We start from the raw sequence: 24,075 nt of genomic DNA, 5'->3' as shown, positions 1-24,075 counted from the left end.
GGGGTTCCACGCCGCGAGGACGTGAAGTGTGCGGTACTTGTCGGTACGGATGGATGTAGTCGCTTCATGGAGGCAGTGATGGGTGTGGCAGCCGGTCCGATCCGCGTGGTGGTGGCCAAGCCGGGGCTCGACGGCCACGATCGCGGGGCCAAGGTGATCGCGCGGGCCCTGCGCGACGCCGGTATGGAGGTCATCTACACCGGGCTCCACCAGACGCCCGAGCAGATCGTCGACACCGCGATCCAGGAGGACGCCGACGCGATCGGGCTGTCCATCCTCTCCGGTGCGCACAACACGCTCTTCGCCGCGGTGATCGAGCTGCTGCGGGAGCGGGACGCGGCGGACATCCTGGTCTTCGGTGGCGGGATCATCCCGGAGGCGGACATCGCCCCGCTGAAGGAGAAGGGCGTCGCGGAGATCTTCACGCCCGGCGCGACCACGGCGTCCATCGTGGACTGGGTCCGGGCGAACGTGCGGGAGCCCGCGGGCGCGTAGGTCTTGGCTGTCCGGCCTCGGCCTTGCCGCCTGGGCCGGCGAGCCGTTCCGTTGGCGCGGGTTCCGCCCCCCTGGCGTTCACCGGGACGCGCCCCGGTCTGCCGTGTGCGCGGGCCACGGGGCACGGGTCACGGGGGTGGTGCGCCTCATGACGGCCCCGCGCGGAGTTCCTCGGTCATCGCCGCGCGCAGACGCAGGGTCGTGACGAGCCGCTGGAACGCCTCCGCCCAGTACCACCCGGCCCCCGGCGACGCGTCCTCCGGCTCGTCCGGTATCGCCAGCAGGCCGTCGAGGCGGCTCGCCTCCGAGGGGTCGAGGCAGCGCTCGGCCAGGCCCATGACGCCGCTGAAGCTCCACGGGTAGCTCCCGGCGTCCCGGGCGATGTTGAGCGCGTCGACCACCGCACGGCCGAGCGGCGTGGCCCACGGCACCCCGCACATGCCGAGCAGCTGGAACGCCTCGGACAGCCCGTGCGTCGCGATGAACCCGGCGACCCACTCGGCGCGTTCACCGGCGCTCAGCGTGCCGAGCAGCTTGGCCCGCTCGGCCAGGGACACCGCGCCCGGACCCCCGGCCTCGGGCGCCGTGGGCGCGCCCAGCAGTGCCCTCGCCCACCCGCCGTCGCGCTGCCGTACCGCCGCCCGGCACCACGCGGCGTGCAGCTCGCTCTGCCAGCCGTCCGACACCGGCAGGGCGACGATCTCCTCGGCCGTACGACCCCCGAGCCGGGCCGGCCAGGTGGCCAGCGGCGCCGCCTCCACCAACTGGCCGAGCCACCACGAGCGTTCCCCCCGCCCGGCGGGCGGCTTGGCCACCACGCCGTCGCGCTCCATGCCCGAGTCGCACTCGTGGGGCGCCTCGACGGTGATCGCCGGTGGGGTGACGGTGCGGTCGAGGGACACGCAGGTCGCGGCCCGCGCCGCCATCCGCGCGGCCAGCGCCGAGTGCGGCAGCGCCGAGAGCAACTCGGCCGCCGTGGCCCGTACGTTGCGGCTGCGGTCGGCCAGCGCCTGCTCCAGGAACGGCTCGTCCGCCGCCTCCAGCCCCGTCCGCAGCGAGTCGAGGAACATCAGCCGGTCCTCGGCCCGCTCCGCCGCCCAGGTCGACGCCAGCAGCTCGCGTGCGCCGGCCGGGTCGCGGGCGCGCAGGGACGCCAGGAGAGCGACGCGTTCGGCGAACAGGCCCTCGTCCCAGAGCCTGCGCGCCCGCTCCGCGGCATCGGCATCCGGCGGTGCGGCCGCTCCGCCGGGTGTCGCGCGCAGGGCGAACCGCCAGTCCGGATTCAGCCGGGCCAGCCACCGGGCCCGGGGCCCCGCGAAGGTCAGCGCCGCCGGCCGCAGGTCCGTACGCCCCCGTGCCGCGTCCAGCAGCGCCGGGAGCGCCTGGGGCGGCGCCGCGAAACCGCGGGTGTTCGCCGCCGCCAGCCACTGGGGCAGCAGTTCCATCAGATCGGGCGCGCTGCCTCTGCGGCCACCGCCCGCCGCGCCGGGGCGGTCGGTGAGCAGCGTCGTGAGCCGACGGGCGGCCGCGTCCGGCAGCGGCGGGCGGGGGTCCTCGGGCGCGGGATCGGGGCGCCGGGCCGCGCGGGCCGGTCGCAGTCCTGCTCGGCGGCGCACGGTCTCCGCCGCCGCGGCGTCCAGCAACGCGGCCACGGCTCCGGGCCCGCGCTCGCCACCCGGGGGCGTACGCCGGTCCGTGCCCAGCAGCGCCGAGGTGACCAGCCCCTCCCAGACACCGGGCCCGGAAGCCGACGCGGGCGCGGACGGCGGCGGAGCCGAACCGGCGCCGGGTTCGGAGCCGGGTTCGGCCGGGGAGCCGGTGTCTGCCTGCGGGCCGGTGTCCGTCCGGGCGGCCGCGGGTGCGGCGGGCGGCCACGGCGCGGTGGTCGCAGTCGGTGCGGTCGTGGTCGTGGTCGTGGTCGTGGGAGTGGGTGTCCTGGTGATGTCGTTCCCCTCCGGTTCCGATCCCATGGGGCCGGTCAGCACAGTGGCACCGCCGCACCCGGTTCGCCCGGCCAGGCCGTCAGCGGTGTGAAGCCGCGGTGGCCGCACTCGCCGAAGACCGTGACGGGCGCACCGCCCGACAGCGCGACCAGCCGCCACAGGCCCGGTTGGTTCCCGGCGGTCCGGGCGAGCGGCAGCGCCGAGTCCCCGTCGGCGTCCGCCAGTTGCCAGCCGTCGCCGTCCGGTACGGGGACGACCCGCTCCAGGGCCACCGGCACCGAGTCAAGCCACGGGTCGTCGCGGAGCGCCTCGCCGTAGCGGACGGCCGCCCCCGCCGTCGTCACCCCCCTCGGGCGGGTCCGCGTGGGCGCGGGCGGTGCGAACCTCCGGCCGAGGGCCACCCGCCGCCGGCCCGCGTCCGGATAGGCGGAGACCTCCGCCTCCAGGGCCAGCCCCACCGGCAGCGCCAGCTCCGGTGACCGGCCCGCGGCGCCGTAAGAGAGGAGCAGCACCGTGCGGTCCGTCTCCGCGCCGTACAACCAGATCCGACGGGTCGTCAGCCGGGCGTCCGCGGTGTCGTACTGGGCGAGGACCAGCCAGTGGTCCCGCACCGGCGGGCCGTCCGCGGAGGCGGGCAGCCCCACTCGTGAACGGACCGTCGCCGCCAGGCCGTCCGGCAGCCGCTCGCGGTGCAACCAGCCCTGGTCGAGCAGATGGAGCAGAGCGCACTCCTCGAGCAGCCGCACCGGCCAGCCGGGACCCGACGAGGGTATGACGCCCAACTCCCGCACGCGCGAGGCCAGCCCGGGCGCCTGGGCGTCGACCATGCGGGCCGCAGTCTCCTCCCACAGGCCGGGTCCCGTCTGCTCGGCGCCGGCCAGACCGGCGCGCAGGAGGTCCGCGAGGCGCTGCTCCAGCTCCGTCGCGCCCGCGGTGATCCGCTCGGCCCGCCGCTCCGCCCGGCGCCGTGCCGCCTCGGGATCGGCGACCGCGGGCTGCGCACCCTCCGGCGCCTCCCCCTGCGGCCCCGCGCCCTCCCGCACCGCGCCCTCCCCGCCCGGCTCTCGCACAGCCCCACCCCGTCCCCTCGTCTCGTCACGACTCCCCACCCCGGACCCCCTGCCGAGCCATGCCATCGAAGGTAGGTCCCCCCACTGACAATGGCCCGAGCGAGAGCATTTCCGCAGGTCAGAGCGATTGTCAGTGGCGTGGTGCACCGTGGATGACAGATCGGACCGGCCTAGCTGGAGGGGGAAACGGCCATGCCCGCATTCGAGGAACGGACGTCCGGGGCGCAGGCGCCGCGGCAGGTGCTGCGGCCACACGCCGAGCACGCGTTCGCGGCCGAACTGGCGGCGCTGGCCGCGCTGGACGACCGTCCGCGTCCGGCCCGCTGGAAGCTGTCGCCGTGGGCCGTCGCCACCTACCTGCTCGGCGGCACCCTGCCCGACGGCACGGTGATCACCCCGAAGTACGTGGGCCCGCGCCGCATCGTCGAGGTCGCCGTCTCCACGCTCGCCACCGACCGCGCGCTGCTCCTGCTCGGCGTGCCCGGCACCGCCAAGACCTGGGTGTCCGAGCACCTCGCCGCGGCCGTCAGCGGCGACTCGACCCTGCTCGTGCAGGGGACGGCCGGCACCCCCGAGGAAGCGATCCGCTACGGGTGGAACTACGCGCAGCTCCTCGCCCACGGCCCCAGCCGGGACGCCCTGGTGCCCAGCCCGGTCATGCGGGCGATGACGGAGGGCAGGACCGTCCGGGTCGAGGAGCTGACCCGCATCCCGGCCGACGTGCAGGACACCCTGATCACGATCCTGTCGGAGAAGACGCTGCCGATACCGGAGCTCGGCCAGGAGACGCAGGCGGTGCGCGGCTTCAACCTGATCGCCACCGCCAACGACCGCGACCGCGGGGTCAACGACCTGTCCAGCGCCCTGCGCCGCCGCTTCAACTCGGTCGTACTGCCGCTGCCGGCGAGCGCCGAGGCCGAGGTCGACATCGTCACGCGCCGCGTCGACCAGATCGGCCGCTCCCTCGACCTGCCGTCGGCGCCCGACGGCGCCGACGAGATCCGACGGGTCGTCACCGTCTTCCGCGAGCTGCGGGACGGGCTGACGAGCGACGGTCGTACGAAGGTCAAGTCGCCCAGCGGCACGCTGTCCACGGCCGAGGCGATCTCCGTCGTCACCGGTGGACTCGCGCTGTCCGCCCACTTCGGCGACGGGGTGCTGCGGCCCGGCGACATCGCCGCGGGCGTCCTCGGCGCGGTCGTCCGCGACCCGGCCGCCGACCGCGTCGTCTGGCAGGAGTACCTGGAGACGGTCGTGCGCGAGCGGGACGGCTGGCAGGACTTCTACCGGGCCTGCCGGGAGGTGACCGCGTGAACTCCACGGGGATGCGGACGAGTCGAGAAGGGGCGGGTGCGGCGGTGACCGGGGCGACGGGGGATGACGGAGACTCGAGCTGGACCCGTCGGCGAGGGGGACGGTGTGACGGGCACTGACCGGGCCGGGGGCGGCCAAGCCGGCGGGCCGCGCGGGGCCGAGGAGCCCGGCGGCCGGCCGTTGCTGCTCGGCGTACGCCACCACGGGCCGGGGTCGGCCCGGGCGGTGCGGGCCGCGCTGGACGCGGTGCGGCCGGGGGTGGTGCTGGTCGAGGGCCCGCCGGAGGCCGACGCGCTGATCCCGCTGGCCGCCGACGAGGACATGCGGCCGCCGGTCGCGCTCCTCGCCCACGCCGTGGACGAGCCCGGCCGCTCGGCGTTCTGGCCGCTGGCCGAGTTCTCCCCGGAGTGGGTGGCCCTCCGCTGGGCCCTGGAACACGACGTCCCGGCCCGCTTCATCGACCTCCCGGCCACGCACACGCTGGCGTGGCGGGCGGCGGACGACCACACGGACGACGAAGCGGACGCCCACGTGACCGGCCGGGACCCGGGCGACCGGACCGGCTCCGCGGCCCCCGACGTCCGGGCCGATCCACTTGCCGCCCTCGCCGCGGCCGCCGGGCATGACGACCCCGAGCGCTGGTGGGAGGACGTGATCGAACACCGGGGCCCGGGGGAGGGGGACGTGCTCGCACCCTTCACGGCGCTGGAGGAGGCCATGACGGCGCTGCGCGGGACCGACGGCGGCGAGGACGACGGCGAGGCCGGTGGCGAGGGCGGCGAGTGGGGCGTCGCCGACGCGCGGGACCTCGTGCGGGAGGCGCACATGCGGCTCCAGGTGCGGGCGGCGCAGCGGGAGTTCGCGCAGGGGGTGGCCGTGGTCTGCGGGGCGTGGCACGTGCCCGCGCTGCGGCGCAGGGCGACCGTCGCCGCCGACCGTGCCCTGGTGAAGGGGCTGCCCAGGACCAAGGTGGAGATGACCTGGGTGCCCTGGACCCATCGCCGACTGTCCCGAGCGGGTGGTTACGGGGCGGGTATCGAGTCGCCGGGCTGGTACGGGCACCTGTTCGCCGCGGTCGACCGGCCCGTCGAGCGATGGCTGACCAAGGTGGCCGGACTGCTGCGGGAGGAGGACAGGATCGTCTCCCCGGCCCATGTCATCGAGGCGGCGCGGCTGGCCGAAACACTGGCGGTGATCCGTGGCCGCCCGCTGCCCGGGCTGAGCGAGACGACGGAGGCCGTGCGGGCGGTGATGTGCGACGGCTCGGACGTGCCGCTGGCGTTGGTGCACGACCGTCTGGTGGTCGGGGACGTACTGGGGGAGGTGCCGGCCGGGGCGCCCGCGGTGCCGTTGCAGCGCGACCTGACCCGGACTCAGCGGCGGCTGCGGCTCAGACCCGAGCCGGCGGAGCGGGAGCTGGAACTGGACCTGCGCAAGGAGACCGACGCCCACCGCAGCAGACTGCTGCACCGGCTGCGTCTGCTCGGCGTCGGCTGGGGCGAGCCGGTCGCCGCGCGCAGCACGGGCACCTTCCGGGAGACGTGGCGGCTGCGGTGGGAGCCGGAGCTGTCGGTGCGGGTCGCCGAGGCCGGGGTGTGGGGGACGACCGTGCTGTCCGCCGCCACCGCCAGGGCCGAGGCGGACGCCGTCACCGCGCAGGGCCTCGCCGAGGTCACCGCGCTCGCCGAGCGCTGTCTGCTGGCCGAACTGCCGGACGCGCTCTCGCCGGTGATGCGGATACTCGCCGACCGGGCCGCGCTCGACACGGACGTCGGCCACCTCGCCCAGGCGCTGCCCGCGCTCGTCCGCTCGCTGCGCTACGGCGATGTGCGCGGCACGGACACCGGGGCCCTGGCCGAGGTCGCCGCGGGGCTCGCCGAGCGCGTCTTCGTCGGCCTGCCCGCGGCCTGCGCCGCACTGGATGCCGACGCGGCCGAGGAGATGCGCGGGCACGTGGACGCCGTGCACACAGCCGTGGGCCTGCTCGGCGACGCCCCCGCGCCGGGCCGCGGCGACCTGGGCCCCCGCTGGCGGGCCGTGCTGCGGACCCTTTCCGCGCGGGACGCCGTGCCCGGCATCGTCCGCGGGCGTGCCGTACGGCTCCTGCTGGACGGCGGGGAGCTGGCCCCGGACGAGGCGGCGCGGCTCATGGGCCTGGTGCTGTCCCCGGGGACGCCGCCGACGGACGCGGCGGCTTGGATCGAGGGCTTCGTCGGCGGCGGCTCGGGCGGCGGCATGCTCCTGCTGCACGACGACCGGCTGCTGGCCCTGGTCGACGCCTGGCTGACCGGCGTACCTGCGGACGCGTTCACGGACGTACTGCCCCTGCTGCGCCGCACCTTCTCCGCCTTCGAGCCGGGGGTGCGCCGCAGCCTCGGCGAGCTGGTCAGGCGCGGACCGGAGGCACGGGGGAGTGTGACGACGGCCGGCTCCGGCATACCGGGCTTCGCGACCGGCCTCGACACCGAGCGGGCCGACGCGGTGCTGCCCGTGGTCCGGCTGCTGCTGGGCCGGGACCCGGAGCCGTACGACAACGACCTGGTGGGGGTGGACGCATGACGGGACATAGGGCTGGGCCGGCGGCCGAGCCGGCGGGTGCCGACACGGCGCAGGAGCGGCTGCGCCGGTGGCGCCTCGTGCTCGGCGGCGACCCGGCCGACGGCACCGGCCACGCGCTCTGCGGACGGGACGCCGCGATGGACGGAGCGCTCACCTCGCTCTACGGCAAAGGGGACGCCCCGCGGGCGGGGCGGGACCGTGCGGCCGGACTCGGGGCGTCCGCACCGGCCGTGGCCCGCTGGCTGGGCGACATCCGGACCTACTTCCCCTCCTCCGTCGTCCAGGTCATGCAGCGGGACGCGATCGACCGGCTCGGGCTCGCCACCCTCCTGCTGGAGCCGGAGATGCTCGAGGCCGTGGAGGCCGACGTGCACCTCGTCGGCACCCTGCTGTCGCTGAACCAGGCGATGCCGGAAACGACGAAGGAGACGGCGCGGGCCGTCGTGCGCAAGGTCGTCGACGACCTGGAGAAGCGACTCGCCACCCGCACCCGTGCCGCCCTGACCGGCGCGCTGGACCGCAGCGCCCGCACCGGCCGGCCCCGCCACCACGACATCGACTGGGACCGCACCATCGCGGCCAACCTCAAGCACTATCTGCCGGAGCACCGCACGATCGTGCCGGAACGGCTGGTGGGCTACGGGCGGGCCTCCCGTTCGGTGAAGAAGGAGGTCGTCCTCTGCCTCGACCAGTCCGGATCGATGGCGGCGTCCGTCGTGTACTCGTCCGTGTTCGGCGCGGTGCTGGCGTCCCTGCGCGCGATCGACACCCGGCTCGTCGTCTTCGACACGGCGGTCGTCGACCTCACCGACCAGCTCGACGACCCGGTCGACGTGCTCTTCGGTACGCGACTCGGCGGCGGTACGGACATCAACCGCGCGCTGGCGTACTGCCACTCGCGGATCACCCGGCCCGCGGAGACGGTGGTCGTGCTGATCAGCGACCTGTACGAGGGCGGCATACGCGACGAGATGCTCAAGCGGGTCGCGGCGATGCAGGCGGCCGGGGTGCGGTTCGTGCCGCTGCTGGCCCTGTCCGACGAGGGGACGCCCTCGTACGACCGGGACCACGCGGCGGCCCTCGCGGCGCTCGGCGCACCGGCCTTCGCCTGTACGCCCGACCTCTTCCCGGAGGTGATGGCGGCCGCGATCGAGAGGCGGCCGCTGCCGATACCGGATGCCGGGTGACGATGTGACGAGCCGAGGTGGGCCGTTTCCCCCGGGCAAAACGGATATGACGGCCCAACGGTGCGACCGGGCTTGCGCACCCTCCGGACCTACGTGCGAGTATCGCGCGGCGTGTCGATGCGTTGTGCGACGCGCGTCCCGTTCCGCCGCACGGGAGGAACCTCCCCCTCTTGATCTCGTCAGCAGCCCTGCCCGGTGCCGCTCTGCGCGTTCTGCGCTCGGCGGCCGGGCGGCGTGCGCTGCACGTTGCTCTGCTGGTGGGCGGGGTGTGCGTACTCGGCCTGCTCTTCGGAGGGCGGGCGCAGGCGGCCGACGAAGGGCCGGGGACCCTGACGGACGCGGTCGGCCGGGTCCTCGACGTCTCCGGGCAGTCCCAGAGCCCGTTGGACGCCGGGCCCGTCCAGGACGCCGAAGCGGTGCCGGGGCCGGACTCCGGCGCGTTGCTCCCGGACCTCCGTCCCGTCACCGAGGGTGTCGCCCGGGTCGTGCGGGACCGGGTCGTGCGACCGGTCGGTGACGTGGTGGAGACGGTGACCGGGGCAGTCGCGCTCCCCGGCGCGTCCGGTGCGTCCGGTGCATCAGGTTCATCCGGTCCGTCCAGCCCGACCGGCCCGACCGGCCCGTCGGACTCCTCGGCCCCGATCGACGTGCCGGACCTCACCGAAATATCGGAACTGACCGATGTACCGGGCCCGGCCGACCCGGGCGGTCTTTCCGGCCGTTCACCGTCGGCCGTCCCGGAGCCGCAGGCCGAGCCCGCGCCGGTGACGGCCGACGCCTCCGGTGGCGCGGACCGGGCCGATGCCGCCGCCGCCCGAGTCGTCGAGGGCGCCGGAAGCCCGGCCCGCCTCGTCGGATACGGGCCGCGGCCCGGCGCAGGACCGGCGCCCGACCCGCACACCCGCACGCACCGGGCCGGGACCGCGCACACCGAGTACGCGCCCGCCCGCCCCGCGCCCACCGGCGACCCCGACGGAGCGCTCGGCACCGCGTCCGGCGCCGACCAGGGCACGCCGCGCCACGGGGACACCCACGCGGTCGCCCCGCAGCACCGGCTCACCTTCCGGCTCCTCCCCGGCGCCCCCGAGCGGGCCGAGGCGGCCGGGGTCCGCGAGCCGTGCCGGGACATCCCCGTCTCCCCCGCCTAGAACGACCGGCGCCCCTGCCGCGCACCACCATCAGCCGCCACAGCCGCCACCGGGCCAAGCGCACCCGCCGCATGCGCCGGACCGGGCCGAGAGATCGGCCCGCAGTCCGGACGTCCCCCGCGGTCGGCCCCCACGGCCGGGCGCCCCGTCCCGGCGCACCGGACACCCCAAGCCGGCCCACTGGTCGGCCCCAGGCGGCCCCCACCCGGCCCCCTCCGGCCCCGCCCGGTGTCCGGCGCACGGCACCGGGCACCGGGCGTCCCGTGGGGCCCTGGTTGCGCGCGGCAGGCATGGACCCCGCGGGGCGGCAGGCCCCGGACGGCCGAAATCCGTCGGCCTCCGTCCGGCCGAAACCCCGCGGTCCGGGCGGGCCGCTCCCCATTGGGGTGGGGACCGGCCCGCTCGCACCCCGGCGAACCGCACCCGTGCGGCCGCCGGGGAGCCCACGGGCCTCACCGGGTCAACCCCAGCCCGGTGAGGCCCTTCACCCCCGCGCGGAACGCCCTGAGTCCGGCTCACACCCGGCACCGGGTGCCAGTGAGCGCGGCATCATGTGACAGGCATCACCGCTCAGGTGTGACCCACGATTTAGAGACCCTCCGCAAGCGGCGATAACCTGCGAGACGGACATGCCGCGCGCTCGGACACCGTGTGCGCCCCCCTTGTGACTCACAGCGGACGTCACGTTGCCCTCGCGGCACGCCCACGCATCCAACGAACCGCGAGATCACTGATAGGGACGGAAGCGCGTGGACCTGTTCGAGTACCAGGCGAGGGACCTCTTCGCCAAGCACGATGTACCGGTGCTGGCCGGTGAAGTCATCGACACGCCTGAGGCGGCGCGCGAGATCACCGAGCGTCTGGGCGGCAAGTCCGTCGTCAAGGCGCAGGTGAAGGTCGGTGGTCGTGGCAAGGCCGGCGGCGTGAAGCTGGCCGCCTCCGCGGACGAGGCCGTCGCCCGCGCGACGGACATCCTCGGCATGGACATCAAGGGCCACACGGTCCACAAGGTGATGATCGCCGAGACCGCCCCCGAGATCGTCGAGGAGTACTACGTCTCCTTCCTCCTCGACCGTGCCAACCGCACCTTCCTCTCCATCGCCTCCGTCGAGGGCGGCGTGGAGATCGAGGAGGTGGCGGCCACCCGTCCGGAGGCCGTCGCCAAGACCCCGATCGACGCGATCGACGGCGTGACGCCCGAGAAGGCGCGCGAGATCGTCGAGGCCGCGAAGTTCCCGGCCGAGGTCGCCGACAAGGTCGCCGACATCCTGGTCAAGCTGTGGGACACCTTCATCAAGGAGGACGCCCTCCTGGTCGAGGTCAACCCGCTGGCCAAGGTCGCCTCCGGCGACGTCATCGCCCTCGACGGCAAGGTGTCGCTGGACGACAACGCCGAATTCCGTCACCCGGACTTCGAGGAGCTCCACGACAAGGCCGCCGCCAACCCGCTCGAGGCGGCTGCCAAGGAGAAGAACCTCAACTACGTCAAGCTCGACGGCGAGGTCGGCATCATCGGCAACGGCGCGGGTCTCGTCATGAGCACCCTGGACGTCGTCGCGTACGCCGGTGAGAAGCACGGCAACGTCAAGCCCGCCAACTTCCTGGACATCGGTGGCGGTGCCTCCGCCCAGGTCATGGCGAACGGCCTGGAGATCATCCTCGGCGACCCGGACGTCCGCTCCGTGTTCGTCAACGTCTTCGGCGGCATCACCGCCTGCGACGAGGTCGCCAACGGCATCGTCCAGGCGCTGAAGCTCCTGGAGGACCGCGGCGAGAAGGTCGAGAAGCCGCTGGTCGTCCGTCTCGACGGCAACAACGCCGAGCTGGGCCGCAAGATCCTCACCGACGCCAACCACCCGCTGGTCCAGCGCGTCGACACCATGGACGGCGCGGCCGACAAGGCCGCCGAGCTGGCTCACGCCGCCGCCAAGTAAGCACTCAGGACGAGGACACCAACACACCATGGCTATCTGGCTCAACAAGGACAGCAAGGTCATCGTCCAGGGCATGACCGGCGCCACCGGCATGAAGCACACCAAGCTCATGCTGGGTGACGGCACCGAGGTCGTGGGCGGCGTGAACCCCCGCAAGGCGGGCACCACCGTGGACTTCGACGGCACCGAGGTACCGGTCTTCGGCACCGTCAAGGAGGCCATCGAGAAGACCGGCGCCAACGTCTCCGTCATCTTCGTGCCGGAGAAGTTCACCAAGGACGCCGTCGTCGAGGCCATCGACGCCGAGATCCCGCTGGCCGTCGTCATCACCGAGGGCATCGCCGTGCACGACTCGGCCGCCTTCTGGTCGTACGCCGGCAAGAAGGGCAACAAGACCCGCATCATCGGCCCGAACTGCCCCGGCATCATCACGCCGGGCCAGTCCAACGTCGGCATCATCCCGGGCGACATCACCAAGCCGGGCCGCATCGGCCTGGTCTCGAAGTCCGGCACGCTGACGTACCAGATGATGTACGAGCTGCGGGACATCGGCTTCTCGACCGCCGTCGGCATCGGTGGCGACCCGATCATCGGCACCACGCACATCGACGCGCTCGCCGCGTTCGAGGCCGACCCCGAGACCGACCTGATCGTCATGATCGGCGAGATCGGCGGCGACGCCGAGGAGCGTGCGGCGGAGTACATCTCGAAGAACGTGACCAAGCCGGTCGTCGGCTATGTCGCGGGCTTCACCGCGCCCGAGGGCAAGACCATGGGCCACGCCGGCGCCATCGTCTCCGGTTCGTCCGGCACCGCCCAGGCGAAGAAGGAGGCCCTGGAGGCCGCGGGCGTCAAGGTCGGCAAGACGCCGACCGAGACGGCGAAGCTGGCCCGCGCCATCCTGGCCGGCTGACACCGCCTCGCGCGCGGGCCGAGCGCCCGCGCCGCACCGAGTGGCCCGCCCCCTGTCCGCAGGGGGCGGGCCACTCGGCGTTTCCGTGGGCCGGGCCACGTCATTCGAGGCTCGGGCTCAGCCGTTCCGGCCCGTCCTGCATCTGGTCCCGCAGCTTCTGCCGCAGCTCCAGCTCCTCGTCCGACAGCGAGCCCGGGGCCACCCGGTGCGGCACACCGCGCACCGCCTGCCCGGGGGACACGGGCGGTTCGTAGTGCGTGGGGGCCGTGCGCAGGGTCAGGGCCGTGGTGCCGATGAGGGCGACCGTGAACGCGATCGCGGCCCGGGTCCAGAACCGCGCCCGGCGTTCGCCGCCCCGGCGCACGGCCGGCGGCTCGGCCGCCCGCAGCCGCTCGTTCGACGCCAGCTCGGCCAGCCTGCGGTGCAGCACCTGCGGGTCGGCCAGCGCGGGCAGCCGGTCGGCGACGGCCGCGCGGGCGTGCAGCACCCGGTTCGCCGCCGCCGGGGTGCTCGCCTCCGTCTCCGCCGCCGTCTCGGGCAGGTCCAGGCCCACACCGTCGTACAGCACGAGCGTGCGGCGGCGCCGCGGGGGGAGTCTGAGCAGCGTGTTCAGCAGGGTGCGGTCGCCGGGGTCGGCGGGCGGCGGTTCCGGGTGCCGGTGGCGCGGGCGGAACCGCTGCCAGGGCGAGAGCGCGTACTCGTACGCCGTCGCCCGTACCCAGCCCACCGGGTCCCGGTCGCGGGCCACCTCCGGCCAGCGTTCCCAGGCGGCCTGGAAGGCCCGCTCCACCGACTCGCGCGCCTGCTCGCGCCGGCCGGTCAGCAGGAAGGTCTGCCGTACGAGGGCGGGGGCGCTGAACGCGTAGAGCGCGTCGAAGGCCTGAGCGGGCGTCAGCGCGACGGGCTCGGGCTCGGTTTCCGGTACTGGTTCCGGGGCGGATTCCTGTTTGTCTGCCTGTGCCTGTGCCTGTGCCTGTGCCTGTGCCTTTTCCCGTTCCCGTTCCCGTTCCTGCTGGGCCAGCCGTGCCGCCTCTTCCTCGGCCAGCGTCTTCAGCACCTTCGCGTACGCCTCCCGCTTCCGGCCTCGCGGAGTCGTGCGGCCGCTCTCCCAGGCGCGGACCGTGCCGGGGGTGACACCCACCCGTGCGGCGAGCTGAGTCTGGGTCAGTGCGGCGGTCTCACGCAGGCGTCGGCGTGCCTTGGGGGGTGGGAGCGGGGTCGCGGGGCTGCGCGTCACGAGGCACCTCTTCGTACGAAAAAGTACATAAACATATATTGAGCGACACAACGGGGCTTCGCCCGTTACGCCGGGAAAGCGCGTGTCGTTGGGAGCATGGCGGGCGTGATCCAGACGACCGCTCGCCCAGCCCCGCTCTCCCTGCTGCGCGCCCGGTGGCGGGACCGGTCACCCGGCCTCGCCGCCGGCCTCCTCGGCGGCGTGGTCGCGGCGGTGCTGGGGCTGGCGGCGTGCGCCGCACTCGTGACGCTGCTGTGGATCAGTTCGCCGTACCCCGACAGCGGGCCCGGGGGCGCCCTCCACGTCGCCGCCGCGCTGTGGGTGCTGGCGCACGGGGCCGAACTGGTGCGTGCCGACACGCTCTCCGGCACCCCCGCGCCCGTCGGCGTCACCCCGTTGCTGTTCCTCCTCCTGCCGGTGTGGCTGCTGCACCGCGCCGCCCGGGACGCCACGGACCCCGGCGACGGTGTGGGCGTGGCCGTGGGCGCGGCTCCCAAGGCGGCGGCCGGGGCCCGCCCGGCGTGGCTGGCGGGCGCCCCGGATGCCGGACCGCCGCCCGTCTCCGCGCGCGTGGCCTGGACGGGGGTCGTGCTCGGCTACCTGTGCGTCGCCGCACCCGTCGTGCTGTACGCGCAGGGCGGCGCGCTGCGGCCCTCGTCCTGGTGGGCGGCGGTGTGCCTGCCGCTGGTCGCCATGACAGCGGCGGGCGCCGGGGTGTGGACGGCGTTCGGCCGGCCCGGCGGGCCGGTGGGGCGGGCGCTGCGCGTCCTGCCACGGAAGCTGCGGGAGCTGATGGTGGAGCCGGACGCGCGCCTGGGCGCCGCGACGCGCGCCGCGGGCGCCGGTGCGGCGGTGCTCGTCGGAGGCGGCGCGCTGCTGCTCGCGGTGTCACTCGTATGGCACTCGGCCGCCGCGGGGGAGGCGTTCCTGCGGCTGACGGAGGGGTGGTCGGGGAGGTTCGCCGTACTGCTGCTCTGTCTGACGCTGGTGCCGAACGCGGCGGTGTGGGCGGCGGTGTACGCGCTCGGGCCCGGCTTCGTGCTCGGGACCGGGCATGTCGTGGCGCCCACCGCCTCCGCTCCCGCGGCGCTGCTGCCGCCGTTCCCGCTGCTGGCGGCGGTGCCGGACGCGGGGCCCGGTACCCCGCTGCACTGGGCGGCCGGGGCGGTGCCGCTGGCGGCGGGGGCGGTGGTGGGGTGGTTCACGGCGCGGGCGGCCACGTCGGGCGAGGCGGGTGAGGCGGGCGAGCCGGGTGGACCGGGCAGGCCGGGAGCGGGCTCGGGCGCCGGGGCGTGGTCGTGGCGGCGGACCGCCGGCGCCGCCCTCGTGGCCGCCGTGCTGTGCGCGGCCCTCGTCGCCCTGCTGGCCGCGTTCGCCGGAGGGCCGCTCGGGAGCGCCGCGCTCGCCCGGTTCGGGCCGGTGTGGTGGCAGGCCGGGGGAGCGACGCTGGCGTGGATCGGGGTGGTGGCGGTGCCGGTGGCCGTGGTGGCGCGGGCGTGGCGGTGCCGGGGCGCTGCCGCGCGGGAGGCGGTGGGGGAGGCGTCCGGGACCCATGAGGAGGGGGGTGGCGGCGGAGGTGGGCGCCGGGCGTTGTGGGCGGGGGTTTCGATGCCCTCGCTGCCCTCCGTGGGGCGGTGGGGGAAGCGGGGGGCGAAGGGTGCCGAGGGCGGGGAGCAGGGGGGTGACGAGGACGCGGTGCCGTTCGGGTTGTACGACGACGACGGTGGGGGCGCGTATGACCTGCTGCCGGTCGACGGTCCCGACCGTTCCGGGGAGTCGCCTCGCGGTGGGGGGTGATGGTGCTTTTCTTCGCCCCCGCCGCCCCTTCCCTTCCCGTCCCCGGGGGCTGCGCCCCCAGACCCCCCATTCGGCCTGGACGGCCTCGTCCTCAAACGCCGGACGGGCTGGTGGGGCGACCGGCGCTGGTCAGTCAGTCCTCCGCGCCCAGCAGTGGGCGTAGGTGCTCCGGCAGGTGGCGCTCGCAGGACTGTTGCGCCGCGTTGGTCAGGGCGTCCTCGCGGCACGTGTAGTAGTCGCTGTAGATCAGCTGGGCGCCGAAGGACGCGGCGACCAGGAGGACCGCCAGGGACGACGTGACCAGGCCGCTGATCGCGGCGGTGCGTTGCGGGCGGCCGGTCTGCTCCGCGGGCGGGGCCGGGGTGTCCGGGTCGGCCGCGGCGCGGGGCTTGGCGCGCAGCGCGCTGATGCCCCAGTAGAGCGCCAGGGCGCCGAGCAGCAGGGCCACGTACGGCCAGGTGAAGAGGGCGAAGAAGAGGGCCCACATGCCGCTCAGCAGGGCGTAGCGGGCACGCCGCTGGGCGGGGTCGGTCGGGTCCCAGCGCGGGTTCGGGCCGCCGCTCGGGCTCTCGGGGCCGCCCGAACCGCCGGGCCGCTCGCCGAAGCCGCCGGGGGACCGGCCGGGCTGCCGGTCGCTCCACTGGCCGCCCCACGGGGAACGCCCGCCCTCGCCCTGGGAATCGCCGTCGCCCGAGGGATGCCGCGGCTGCCAGGGGCGGTCCGGCGTGCCCTCCGGGGGCGGTGCGAACGGATTGTCCCGGTCGGTGGAGCCGTCCTGGTCGCCGCCGTTCCTCCGGTCCGAGGGCGTGTCGGGCGGTGACGAGGGGCGCTCGCGCAGCAGCACGGTGTTGCGCTCCCCTGGCTGCGCCGACTGCTGGGGGAACGTGAGCAGTCGCAGGCTGCGGTCCGGCATCAACTGAGCGTCTTCCCCTTGGCGACGGTGAACGGGCGGCTGGTGGAACGGTGAGCTGGTGGAGCGGGCGAACTGTTCGCCACGTCTGGTGAACGCCTGACGCACAGGCCGCGTTCCCGCCCCGGCTCCACGCAGACGCTACCTTCCGGCCACGCCCCCGTCCCGAGGGGGCCGTCCGGTGTGCCGGTATCGTTGCTGACGGTCGGCCGCTTCGTAGACTTCCCCTTATCCCGGGGCGCGAAGCATTCGTACGACCATACAAACAGATCCGCCTCCCCGAGAAAGGCCCCCACCGTGGCCGCCAAGCCCGTGGACCGGCGAGCCAAGCGCCTCGTCGTGCTGGTCTCCGGATCCGGCACCAACCTCCAGGCACTCCTCGACGAGATCGCCGCCACCGGCGCCGAGGCCTACGGGGCCGAGATCGTGGCCGTCGGCGCCGACCGCGCGGGCATCGAGGGGCTCGCCCGGGCCGAGCGTGCCGGGGTGGCGACCTTCGTCTGCAAGGTCAAGGACTACGGGACCCGCGAGGAGTGGGACGCGGCGCTCGCCGAGGCCGTCGCGGCCCACGAGCCGGACCTCGTCGTCTCGGCCGGGTTCATGAAGATCGTGGGGAAGGAGTTCCTCGCGCGGTTCGGCGGGCGGTTCGTCAACACCCACCCCGCCCTCCTCCCCAGTTTCCCGGGGGCCCACGGTGTGCGGGACGCGCTCGCGTACGGCGCCAGGGTCACCGGCTGCACCGTCCACTTCGTCGACGACGGCGTCGACACCGGGCCGATCATCGCGCAGGGCGTGGTGGAGGTCCGGGACGAGGACTACGAAGACGAAGGTGCCGCTCTGCACGAGCGCATCAAGGAAGTCGAGCGAAGGCTGCTCGTCGATGTCGTGGGGCGGCTCGCCCGCAACGGCTATCGCATTGAGGGACGAAAGGTAGTTATCCAGTGACCGCCACCGCCACCGCCGAGAGCAACAAGCGGGCCATCCGTCGCGCGCTCGTCAGCGTCTACGACAAGACCGGGCTCGAAGAGCTCGCGCGCGGGCTGCACGAGGCCGGCGTCGAGCTGGTCTCCACCGGGTCGACGGCCGGGCGGATCGCCGCCGCCGGTGTCCCCGTCACCAAGGTCGAGGAGCTGACCGGCTTCCCCGAGTGCCTGGACGGCCGGGTCAAGACCCTGCACCCCAAGGTGCACGCCGGCATCCTCGCGGACCTGCGCCTGGAGAGCCACCGGCAGCAGCTCGACGAGTTGGGCGTGGCGCCGTTCGACCTGGTCGTGGTCAACCTCTACCCGTTCCGCGAGACCGTCGCCTCGGGCGCCACGGCCGACGAGTGCGTCGAGCAGATCGACATCGGCGGCCCCTCCATGGTGCGCGCCGCCGCCAAGAACCACCCCTCCGTCGCGGTGGTCACCAGCCCGGCCCGGTACGCCGACGTGCTCTCCGCGGTCAAGGACGGCGGCTTCGACCTGGCCGCCCGCAAGCGCCTGGCCGCCGAGGCCTTCCAGCACACCGCCGCCTACGACGTGGCCGTCGCCTCCTGGTTCGCCGCCGAGTACGCCCCCGTCGACGAGTCCGGGTTCCCCGACTTCCTCGGCGCCACCTACGAGCGCGCCCACACCCTGCGCTACGGCGAGAACCCGCACCAGCCGGCCGCGCTCTACACCTCCCCCGAGGGCGGTGGCCTCGCGCGGGCCGAGCAGCTGCACGGCAAGGAGATGTCGTACAACAACTACACGGACACGGACGCCGCCCGCCGTGCCGCGTACGACCACGCCGAGCCCTGCGTCGCGATCATCAAGCACGCCAACCCCTGCGGCATCGCGGTCGGCGCGGACGTCGCCGAGGCGCACCGCAAGGCGCACGCCTGCGACCCGCTGTCCGCGTTCGGCGGGGTGATCGCCGTCAACCGCCCGGTCAGCAAGGCGATGGCCGAGCAGGTGGCCGAGATCTTCACCGAGGTCATCGTCGCGCCGGACTACGAGGACGGCGCCCTCGAAGCCCTCACCAAGAAGAAGAACATCCGCGTGCTGCGTGCCCCCGAGGCGCCCGCCGCCCCGGTCGAGGTCAAGCCCGTCGACGGCGGCGCCCTCCTCCAGGTCACCGACCGCCTCCAGGCCGAGGGCGACGACCCCGCCACCTGGACCCTGGCCACGGGTGAGGCGCTGTCCGAGGCGGAGCTGGCCGAGCTGGCCTTCGCCTGGCGGGCCTGCCGGGCCGTCAAGTCCAACGCCATCCTCCTGGCCAAGGACGGCGCCTCGGTCGGCGTCGGCATGGGCCAGGTCAACCGCGTCGACTCCGCGAAGCTCGCCGTGGAGCGGGCCGGTGCCGAGCGCGCGCAGGGGGCGTACGCCGCCTCCGACGCCTTCTTCCCCTTCCCGGACGGCCTGGAGATCCTCACCGGGGCCGGCGTGAAGGCCGTGGTCCAGCCCGGCGGCTCGGTCCGCGACGAACTGGTCGTCGAGGCGGCGAAGAAGGCCGGCGTGACGATGTACTTCACGGGGACGCGGCACTTCTTCCACTGACGTGCTGACGTGCTGACGGCGAAACGGCGGCCCCCGGTCCCCTCCTCTAAGGGGACCGGGGGCCGCCGCGGTGGTGGAGCCGCCGGGCGGAACCTCGGAACTCCCAGGGTCACTTCCCGCCCCCGGGCGTGTACTCCTTGAGGTGGTGAGCGACGCGGTCGGCGTAGTCGCGGTACTTCGGGGGAACCCCGCCCGCGTCGTTCACCTTCCGGTACGACGTCCGGTAGGCGACCGCGACCAGCACGCTCCGGTCGCCCGGCAGGCCGGCGTCGAGGCGGGGCGTGATCCAGCACAGGTAACGGCCCATCGCCGGAATGGACTCGGCGGGCGGGAACGGCGGCTGGGGCACGGTCTCGCCCGGGGTGCCGTCCTCGTTCATCCACCAGCGCAGCACGCTCGGGGTCCAGCGGGCGATGCCGTACTCGTCCTTGGCCGGGTCGGCGAGGTCCGGGTCGAAGTCGCTCTCCACCTTCAGCATGGCGGCGATCAGGGCCGGGCTGACCTCCTTGTGCCCGCAGTCGTGCGCCGTCTCCACGATCAGCAGGCGGTAGGCGGGCGGTACGTCCCGGTCGGTGCGCAGTTCGGCCGCGCCGTAGGAGGCGGCGGCGACGCTCGCGGTGGCGCCGGGGCGCGGGCCCGCGACGGGGTCCCGGCCGTCGTCGGTCCAGCGGGCGACGCCGTAGCCGAGCGCGGCGAGGGCGACGAGCACCGCGGCCGCGGCGGCCGGGGCCCCGCGCCGGGGGCGGATGCGGGGCCGGCGCGAGAACCGCGCCGGGCCGGTCGTGCCGCCCGCCGCGTCCGTCACCCGGCGCAGCAGGGCGTCGGTGCCGATCCGGTCGGCGTGCGTACGGGTCAGGCACGCCCGCACGATCTCCCGCCACGCGGGCGGCAGTTCGGGGGAGAGGCGGAGCTCGTGGGTGCCGCGGGCGTAGGAGACGGCGGCGTCGCGGCGGGCCGTCGGGGTGCCGCCGGGCAGCGGGAAGGAACCGGTGAGCACCAGGTGGGCCAGGACGCCGAAGGCCCACACGTCGGCGGAGGGGCGGATCCGGCGGCCCCGTTCGCCGATCTCGGACCACAGCAGCTCGGGCGGGGTGTAGTCCGGGGTCGAGAAGGCGGGCGTGTACGCGTGGGTGCCCTCCAGCTCGGCGGCCATGTTGAAGTCGGCCAGCCGCACCGAACCGTCCGCCATCAGCAGCACGTTGGCCGGTTTCAGGTCGCCGTGCACCCAGCCCGCCCGGTGCAGTTGCCGCAGTCCCTCGCAGACCTGCGCGAGCAGCGCGGGCCCGGCCTGCGGGCGGGGCGCGGAGTCGAGCAGGGCGGACAGCGAGCCCTCGGCCCGCTCCAGGACGAGGACGGTGGCGCCGTCGAGCCGGGGGTGGGCGGGGTCGTCGACGGTGAGGGTCTCGTACATCCGGATCAGCCGGGGCCGCCGCAGCCGGCGCAGCAACTCGACCTCGCGCTCGACCAGATCCCGCAGGTGGGACAGTTGCCGCGGGGTGCCGGTGCCGGTGGGCAGGAACTTCAGCGCGACGGTGCCGGGCAGTTCCTCACCCCCGCCACCGGTGCCCACGGCGCGGTCCGCGCGCCGTGCCGCGTACACGCTGCCGAAGGCGCCGGTCGCGAGGGGCTCGCGCACCTCCCAGGCGCCCACCCGGTACCCCCTGGGCACCGGGACGGCGTACGGCTCGGTCATCGCAGGGCCCGTCCGGACGGTGCCGCCAGGACCACCAGGTCGTCCTCGCGGACCAGGTCGAAACGGAGCGCCAGCGAGACCAGCGACTCCTTCTTGCCGTTCAGCCGCGGACCCGGCTCGGCGGTCTCCGGGCCCGGCTTCAGGCGCAGCTTCACGGCGAGGTAGTCGATGTTCCACTGCACCGACGTACGCGAGGCGGCCGGCCAGGACGGGCGGAGCCGCTCGACGACCTGGTCCATGGTCGGCAGCGGCGCGTGCGGCGCCCCGCGCAGCCTCGGCTCGCACAGCGCGGCCAGCACCGCGAAGTACCGCTTGGTGCGGTCGACGGAGAAGGCCGGGGCGGTCGGCTCGCCGTCGGCACCGTCCCCGCCGCGCAGATAGTCGTGACGCGGCGCCCACACCTCGACCGGGAGCAGGTCACCGGCGGCCGGCAGCACGATCCTCGAGAACTCGAACGGCACCGGTGCGTCGAGGCGGCCCGGCGCCACCTTGATGTGCTCGCCCGCGCCCTCCGGGTTCTCCACCACGTAGGTCTGGTGGGCGGAGAGGTTGCTCAGGGTCCAGAAGGTGCCGTGCGCCGCGATCTCCCCGGCTCTGCGGGACACCCCGTCGTGCCCGATCCGCAGCCCGCCGTCGGGCACGGACCGCCCGAAGACGAGCCGTTCGCCGGGCGCGAGCCGGTACTGGGTGCGGGTGGGTTCGTCCTCCGTGGTCGGCGGAGGTACCACGATGATGCTGTACAAGGTGCGTCTCCCCGTGCCTGACGGCTACCCGGGCCAGACTAGGACGACGCGCCAGGGCCGTGCCCCCCTCGTACGGGTGAGACACGGCCCTGGGCGGTGATTGGCGAGAAAGCGCTCCGCCGGTCAGTAGCGGGGGCGCTTGAACCAGGCCGCGCCCTTCGAGTTGCCGACGAACACGGCTATCAGGATGCCGAACACGAGGTGGACGATGCCCACGATGGTGAACGGGTAGAGGGCGAGGATCGCGGTGAGGATGCCGAAGACCAGGGTGGTCACGCGCAGGCCGTTGCCGCCCGACTTGAACTTCGCGGCCAGGAACGCCGCCCAGACGCCCCAGGCCAGCGCCAGCACCATGAAGCCCCACAGGACGCCGGTCGGGTAGTCGGCCAGCTCCTCGAACGCGGCGTCGTCCTTGGCCTTGTCGACGGCCGCGGCCGAGATGCCGAACAGCGCCGTGCCGATGACCTGGAAGCCCACCATGATCCAGAGCAGTATCCGGGCGGTGTTGACCGTACCGGGCATGGTCGTGGGAGCGGCGCCGTACGGCTGCTGCACCGGGGGAGCCTGCGGGTAGCCGTAACCGGGCTGGCCCTGGGGCTGCTGCTGCGGGTAGCCGTAGTTCGGCTGCTGGCCGCCCTGGGGCGGGCCGTAGGGGTTGTTCTGATCGCCGAAACTCATGGCGGGTCTTCCTCCGTCGGTGTCAAGTGCGGGGACGACGCGCGGCTCGACTCGGAGGAGATTCTGCTCGAGCGGTTCGTCCCCCCGGTACGGCCCCGCGGCACTGTGCAGCCCAATCGTTCTTGACCGAACTCTTACTTGTCCAGCCCGTTCACAAGGCGTTGTGCAAGTGCAACAACATCGATCATGAGCGGATACGGCGGGACGTGTCCCGGGGCGTCCCGAAGGTTCCCCGCGCGGTGCCCGCATGCCGACCTGATTGGAACCGGGGGCCGGTCATCCGCGAGGATGGGGGGTATGACCGCCCAGATTCTCGATGGCAAGGCCACCGCAGCCGCGATCAAGTCCGAACTGACCGCCCGCGTGGCGGCGCTGAAGGAGAGGGGTGTCACACCCGGCCTCGGCACCGTCCTGGTCGGTGACGATCCAGGCAGCCAGAAGTACGTCGCCGGCAAGCACCGCGACTGCGCCCAGGTCGGCATCGCCTCCATCCAGCGCGAACTGCCGGCCACGGCCACGCAGGAGGAGATCGAGGCGGTCGTCCGCGAGTTGAACGAGGACCCGGCCTGCACCGGCTACATCGTCCAGCTGCCGCTGCCCAGGGGCATCGACGAGAACCGCATCCTCGAACTGATGGACCCGGACAAGGACGCGGACGGCCTGCACCCGATGAACCTCGGCCGCCTCGTCCTGAACGAGCCGGCGCCGCTGCCCTGCACCCCCAACGGCATCCTCACCCTCCTGCGCCGCTACGGCGTCGAGATCAAGGGCGCCGAGGTCGTGGTCGTCGGCCGCGGGGTCACCATCGGCCGCCCGATGCCGCTGCTGCTCACCCGGCGCAGCGAGAACGCCACCGTCACCCAGTGCCACACCGGCACCCGCGACCTGGCCGCCCACCTCAAGCGGGCGGACATCGTCATCGCCGCGGCCGGTTCCCCGCACCTGGTCCGCCCCGAGGACGTCAAGCCGGGCGCGGCCGTCCTCGACGTCGGCGTCTCCCGCAACGCCGAGGGCAAGATCATGGGCGACGTGCACCCCGGCGTGGCCGAGGTGGCCGCCTGGATCTCCCCGAACCCCGGCGGCGTCGGCCCCATGACCCGGGCCCAGCTGCTCGTCAACGTGGTGGAGGCGGCGGAGCGCAGTGCCGGCTGAGGACACCGACGCCGGGCGCCCGGAGAACGCGGAGCCCGGGCGGCGGCCGGGGGACCGAGAGGCGCCGGACGCCCGCACGAGTACCGCTCCCGAGGAGCGCCCCGACCCGTCCGGCACCGCCGACGAGATCACCGTCCGCGACCCGGTCAGCGCGCCGGACGCGGAGGGCAGGCCGCGCCGGACGACCCGGCGGTTCCCGCTCTTCACCCGCGACACCGCCCGCCCCGAGGGCGGCGGCCGGGCCGCGGGCGGCGACGCCCCGGCGCCCGCCCGGCAGTGGCCGGTGCTCGCGGTGGTGCTGCTGGTCGGGCTCGGCCTGCTGCTGACCGCGCTGGGCGTGTTCCGCTGGGGGCTGGTGCTCATCGGCGCCGCGTTGCTGCTCGGCTCCGCGCTCCGCTGGGCGATGCGCAACGTGGGCATGCTCGCCGTGCGCTCGCGCTTCACGGACATCGCGACCTACGGCGTCTTCGGGCTCTCCATCGCCCTGCTGGCGCTGATGGCCCAGCCGGACCCGCTGCTGGAGATCCCGTTCCTGAAGGACACGCTGCACTTCACGGTCAGCTAGCGGCACGAACGACGGCCCGTCCTTCACCCCCGTGGAAGGACGGGCCGCCGTCTGCACCAACCTTCCTGCACGACGAACGCCCTGTTCAACGCCTGTCAGGGCGCTGTGGCACGGAAGTGACCGTTCCGCTACTCGGCTACGCGCGTCGTTCTCCGGGGTTCCGGTCCGGTCACGGGAACGCCGATGGGACACTGGACCACGAGCCGGTGGGCGTGCGA

General features: G+C 74.5%; 19 protein-coding genes. 12 read left to right on the top strand and 7 right to left on the bottom strand.

Features of this window, described 5'->3' with window-relative positions; translation table 11 throughout:
* Positions 1 to 78: 78 nt before the first annotated feature.
* Positions 79 to 495, top strand: coding sequence for a cobalamin B12-binding domain-containing protein (locus ACIRGB_RS02925; RefSeq protein WP_003974171.1), 417 nt, complete (start codon positions 79 to 81; stop codon positions 493 to 495).
* A gap of 146 nt (positions 496 to 641) precedes the next feature.
* Here ACIRGB_RS02925 and ACIRGB_RS02920 read toward each other — a convergent pair whose 3' ends face one another.
* Together ACIRGB_RS02920 and ACIRGB_RS02915 are read right to left on the bottom strand one after the other, a co-directional pair.
* Positions 642 to 2,465: a DUF5691 domain-containing protein gene (locus tag ACIRGB_RS02920; RefSeq protein WP_403858028.1), complete on the bottom strand. Its 1,824-nt coding sequence runs from the start codon at positions 2,463 to 2,465 to the stop codon at positions 642 to 644.
* A gap of 8 nt (positions 2,466 to 2,473) precedes the next feature.
* The gene (locus ACIRGB_RS02915) at positions 2,474 to 3,481 is read right to left on the bottom strand and encodes a hypothetical protein (RefSeq protein ID WP_403858197.1); all 1,008 of its coding nucleotides are present in this window, start codon (positions 3,479 to 3,481) and stop codon (positions 2,474 to 2,476) included.
* 219 nt (positions 3,482 to 3,700) lie between these two features.
* Here ACIRGB_RS02915 and ACIRGB_RS02910 point away from each other — a divergent pair, with 219 nt between their 5' ends.
* The 6 genes from ACIRGB_RS02910 to sucD all read left to right on the top strand — a co-directional run bounded on the left by ACIRGB_RS02910 (position 3,701) and on the right by sucD (position 12,563).
* Positions 3,701 to 4,822, top strand: a complete 1,122-nt coding sequence (locus tag ACIRGB_RS02910; RefSeq protein ID WP_403858026.1) for an AAA family ATPase — start codon at positions 3,701 to 3,703, stop codon at positions 4,820 to 4,822.
* A 105-nt stretch (positions 4,823 to 4,927) separates the two neighbouring features.
* The gene (locus ACIRGB_RS02905; RefSeq protein ID WP_403858024.1) at positions 4,928 to 7,381 is read left to right on the top strand and encodes a DUF5682 family protein; all 2,454 of its coding nucleotides are present in this window, start codon (positions 4,928 to 4,930) and stop codon (positions 7,379 to 7,381) included.
* On the top strand, positions 7,378 to 8,568 hold the full coding sequence (locus tag ACIRGB_RS02900) for a VWA domain-containing protein (RefSeq protein ID WP_403858022.1): 1,191 nt from the start codon (positions 7,378 to 7,380) through the stop codon (positions 8,566 to 8,568). Before ACIRGB_RS02905 ends, ACIRGB_RS02900 begins: the two co-directional genes overlap by 4 nt.
* A gap of 170 nt (positions 8,569 to 8,738) precedes the next feature.
* Positions 8,739 to 9,716, top strand: a complete 978-nt coding sequence (locus ACIRGB_RS02895) for a hypothetical protein (RefSeq protein ID WP_403858020.1) — start codon at positions 8,739 to 8,741, stop codon at positions 9,714 to 9,716.
* A 749-nt stretch (positions 9,717 to 10,465) separates the two neighbouring features.
* Entirely contained in the window at positions 10,466 to 11,650 is a 1,185-nt protein-coding gene (sucC, locus tag ACIRGB_RS02890; RefSeq protein ID WP_403858018.1) for an ADP-forming succinate--CoA ligase subunit beta, read from the top strand.
* A 28-nt stretch (positions 11,651 to 11,678) separates the two neighbouring features.
* Positions 11,679 to 12,563, top strand: coding sequence for a succinate--CoA ligase subunit alpha (sucD, locus tag ACIRGB_RS02885; protein WP_030145560.1), 885 nt, complete (start codon positions 11,679 to 11,681; stop codon positions 12,561 to 12,563).
* Between the two features lie 100 nt (positions 12,564 to 12,663).
* Here the strand turns inward: sucD and ACIRGB_RS02880 are convergent, their stop codons facing one another.
* Positions 12,664 to 13,800: a helix-turn-helix domain-containing protein gene (locus ACIRGB_RS02880; protein WP_403858016.1), complete on the bottom strand. Its 1,137-nt coding sequence runs from the start codon at positions 13,798 to 13,800 to the stop codon at positions 12,664 to 12,666.
* Between the two features lie 96 nt (positions 13,801 to 13,896).
* Between ACIRGB_RS02880 and ACIRGB_RS02875 the strand changes: the two genes are divergently transcribed.
* Positions 13,897 to 15,597 (top strand): DUF6350 family protein, encoded by a 1,701-nt coding sequence (locus tag ACIRGB_RS02875; RefSeq protein WP_403858014.1) that lies wholly within the window; start codon positions 13,897 to 13,899, stop codon positions 15,595 to 15,597.
* Positions 15,598 to 15,730: 133 nt separating this feature from the next.
* Here ACIRGB_RS02875 and ACIRGB_RS02870 read toward each other — a convergent pair whose 3' ends face one another.
* Positions 15,731 to 16,510 carry a hypothetical protein gene (locus tag ACIRGB_RS02870; RefSeq protein WP_403858012.1) on the bottom strand — a complete coding sequence of 260 codons (780 nt, stop codon included), beginning with the start codon at positions 16,508 to 16,510 and terminating at the stop codon, positions 15,731 to 15,733.
* Between the two features lie 294 nt (positions 16,511 to 16,804).
* Here ACIRGB_RS02870 and purN point away from each other — a divergent pair, with 294 nt between their 5' ends.
* A complete protein-coding gene (gene purN, locus ACIRGB_RS02865) occupies positions 16,805 to 17,452 on the top strand; it encodes a phosphoribosylglycinamide formyltransferase (RefSeq protein WP_403858010.1) in 648 nt (215 codons plus the stop codon).
* Positions 17,449 to 19,026 carry a bifunctional phosphoribosylaminoimidazolecarboxamide formyltransferase/IMP cyclohydrolase gene (gene purH / locus ACIRGB_RS02860; protein ID WP_403858008.1) on the top strand — a complete coding sequence of 526 codons (1,578 nt, stop codon included), beginning with the start codon at positions 17,449 to 17,451 and terminating at the stop codon, positions 19,024 to 19,026. Before purN ends, purH begins: the two co-directional genes overlap by 4 nt.
* A gap of 109 nt (positions 19,027 to 19,135) precedes the next feature.
* On the opposite strand, the gene ACIRGB_RS02855 is transcribed toward purH, so the two are convergent.
* The 3 genes from ACIRGB_RS02855 to ACIRGB_RS02845 form a co-directional block, all read right to left on the bottom strand.
* A complete protein-coding gene (locus ACIRGB_RS02855; RefSeq protein WP_403858006.1) occupies positions 19,136 to 20,719 on the bottom strand; it encodes a serine/threonine protein kinase in 1,584 nt (527 codons plus the stop codon).
* On the bottom strand, positions 20,716 to 21,462 hold the full coding sequence (locus ACIRGB_RS02850) for an FHA domain-containing protein (protein ID WP_403858004.1): 747 nt from the start codon (positions 21,460 to 21,462) through the stop codon (positions 20,716 to 20,718). The genes ACIRGB_RS02855 and ACIRGB_RS02850 overlap by 4 nt, the downstream gene beginning before the upstream one ends.
* Positions 21,463 to 21,585: 123 nt before the next feature.
* On the bottom strand, positions 21,586 to 22,140 hold the full coding sequence (locus ACIRGB_RS02845) for a hypothetical protein (RefSeq protein ID WP_403858002.1): 555 nt from the start codon (positions 22,138 to 22,140) through the stop codon (positions 21,586 to 21,588).
* A 297-nt stretch (positions 22,141 to 22,437) separates the two neighbouring features.
* Between ACIRGB_RS02845 and ACIRGB_RS02840 the strand changes: the two genes are divergently transcribed.
* Complete coding sequence (locus tag ACIRGB_RS02840) at positions 22,438 to 23,292, top strand: bifunctional methylenetetrahydrofolate dehydrogenase/methenyltetrahydrofolate cyclohydrolase (protein WP_003974148.1); 855 nt, start codon at positions 22,438 to 22,440, stop codon at positions 23,290 to 23,292.
* Positions 23,282 to 23,857 carry a DUF3017 domain-containing protein gene (locus ACIRGB_RS02835; RefSeq protein WP_403858000.1) on the top strand — a complete coding sequence of 192 codons (576 nt, stop codon included), beginning with the start codon at positions 23,282 to 23,284 and terminating at the stop codon, positions 23,855 to 23,857. The genes ACIRGB_RS02840 and ACIRGB_RS02835 overlap by 11 nt, the downstream gene beginning before the upstream one ends.
* Positions 23,858 to 24,075 lie beyond the last annotated feature (218 nt).

It is taken from the genome of Streptomyces sp. NPDC102490, from assembly GCF_044765285.1.
Classification (GTDB): domain Bacteria; phylum Actinomycetota; class Actinomycetes; order Streptomycetales; family Streptomycetaceae; genus Streptomyces.
The sequence above is the reverse complement of the archived record's forward strand: the minus strand, read 5'-3'. Positions and strand labels throughout refer to the sequence as shown.

What these genes read in the sequence shown, in the direction of transcription:
- ACIRGB_RS02925 (WP_003974171.1), top strand. Translation starts at nt 79, where the DNA reads ATGGGTGTGGCAGCCGGTCCGATCCGCGTGGTGGTGGCCAAGCCGGGG.
- ACIRGB_RS02920 (WP_403858028.1), bottom strand. Translation starts at nt 2,465, where the DNA reads ATGGGATCGGAACCGGAGGGGAACGACATCACCAGGACACCCACTCCC.
- ACIRGB_RS02910 (WP_403858026.1), top strand. Translation starts at nt 3,701, where the DNA reads ATGCCCGCATTCGAGGAACGGACGTCCGGGGCGCAGGCGCCGCGGCAG.
- ACIRGB_RS02900 (WP_403858022.1), top strand. Translation starts at nt 7,378, where the DNA reads ATGACGGGACATAGGGCTGGGCCGGCGGCCGAGCCGGCGGGTGCCGAC.
- sucD (WP_030145560.1), top strand. Translation starts at nt 11,679, where the DNA reads ATGGCTATCTGGCTCAACAAGGACAGCAAGGTCATCGTCCAGGGCATG.
- ACIRGB_RS02875 (WP_403858014.1), top strand. Translation starts at nt 13,897, where the DNA reads ATGGCGGGCGTGATCCAGACGACCGCTCGCCCAGCCCCGCTCTCCCTG.
- ACIRGB_RS02870 (WP_403858012.1), bottom strand. Translation starts at nt 16,510, where the DNA reads ATGCCGGACCGCAGCCTGCGACTGCTCACGTTCCCCCAGCAGTCGGCG.
- ACIRGB_RS02855 (WP_403858006.1), bottom strand. Translation starts at nt 20,719, where the DNA reads ATGACCGAGCCGTACGCCGTCCCGGTGCCCAGGGGGTACCGGGTGGGC.
- ACIRGB_RS02845 (WP_403858002.1), bottom strand. Translation starts at nt 22,140, where the DNA reads ATGAGTTTCGGCGATCAGAACAACCCCTACGGCCCGCCCCAGGGCGGC.
- ACIRGB_RS02840 (WP_003974148.1), top strand. Translation starts at nt 22,438, where the DNA reads ATGACCGCCCAGATTCTCGATGGCAAGGCCACCGCAGCCGCGATCAAG.